The sequence below is a fragment of the Nitrosophilus sp. genome, assembly GCF_982775275.1.
This window is the reverse complement of record NZ_CEXZHP010000132.1, coordinates 2,797-4,275: the sequence shown is the minus strand read 5'-3', so window position 1 is coordinate 4,275 and position 1,479 is coordinate 2,797. Positions and strand designations below refer to the sequence as shown.

The 1,479-nt window shown below is 36.8% G+C and carries 2 protein-coding genes; both read left to right on the top strand.

Going from position 1 to position 1,479, the window contains the following annotated elements:
• Positions 1-780: OprD family outer membrane porin (locus AC30RD_RS06740; RefSeq protein ID WP_489493627.1), on the top strand; the 780-nt coding region annotated here is incomplete at its 5' end.
• 242 nt (positions 781-1,022) lie between these two features.
• The coding region (locus AC30RD_RS06735) for a porin (RefSeq protein ID WP_489493625.1) at positions 1,023-1,479 on the top strand (457 nt) is incomplete at its 3' end.

The following is a 1,479-nucleotide window of genomic DNA, read 5'->3' as shown; positions in this document are numbered from 1 at the left end:
CATGTTACCAAAATGAGCGGTTGGGATAGCAACCAAGACGCCAAAAAGTTCAAACCGATGTCGGATGCTGCTATGAACGACGCTGGAGCTGATCTTAGCACGGTTGCTCCAGATGAAGGAGTTACGGTTGGCGCTATTGTGTATGAAGGGTTTGAAAATATCACTTTGCAGGCTTGGGACTATTATGCTCACGAAGTGTTAAACGCCCTATATCTTCAGGCCGATTTTAGTTGGAAATGTCTTTTGAGCGATAGTTTGGATATGAGCGCCTCTATCCAATACTACACTCAAGATGACAAAGGAAAAGTATCGGATGCCGGGATAACTATAGATTATTATGTATGGGGGGCAATGATTAGCGCTTCTCACACATCTGGTTTTGGAATGACTTTGGCTTACGATAAAGTTAGCGATGATGAAAGCATTCATACTTTCGGTGCTTGGGGAGGATATCCTGAGTTTGCGGTAGCAGATGAGACATGGTATAACTCTTTTGAGAACATGAGAGATGCAAGCAGTTATAAGATAGCTTTGGATTATGACTTTTCAAAGGCAAATATCGAAGGTTTAAGCGCAACTCTTGCTTATGTGGAGTTTGATCTTGAAGATAAATATAACGGCAACGAAAATAAAGATACTAAAGTTATAGATATCATAGTAGGGTATGATGCGCCTGCTATAAAAAATCTATCTTTTTTAGCTACATATGAAAATGTTGATTCTAAAGATAATGATTTGGATAAAGATATATTTAAGGTAGCCGCAAGCTACTCTTTCTAAAAAAAGCCTTTTTACGCCATAGGGGAAAAAAAGTCCCCTATAGCGAAGGTTTTTTATATAAACGACTCGTTTTAATCTTTTCTTAAAAGAAAAACTATACTTACTATTTTCTACAAATATTTGATTTTGTTAAAAAAATCATAAAAAAATTAACTATTTATAAAATATTTTTAAGAATTAAATGTTATAATTCTCGTTGTTATCCCAAAAAAATGGAAACTTATCATATAAAAGGAGTAAGAATGAAGTTGACTAAACTAAGTTTAGCGGCAATTATGGCGTTAGGATTTACAAGCGCTGCTATGGCGGACGTTGATGTGCAGTTTGGCGGACAAGCGGTACTTTATTATCAAACTATTGAAACAGACAATACAAACCAAGATCTTTTTGATAAGGCAAATTCAAGAGGAAACGTTGGTTTGCAAATTAGTTCCAAAGCTGATCTTGGAAACGATTTTCAAGCGGGACTTACTGCAAATATCATAGGAACAATGGGACTTGAAGGAAACCTTGTTAGCGGTGTAATGCAAAGAGCTAATGATGCAACTGTAGAAGTTACTCATGATGCAGGCGGTGACCCTGTTGTTAATCAACTTGGAGATTTGGGAGGATACTGGATCCCTGAAGCATATATCGCAAAAACCATCGGAAACACTACTTTAAAACTTGGTAGACAATATCTAAATACTCCGCTTGCAT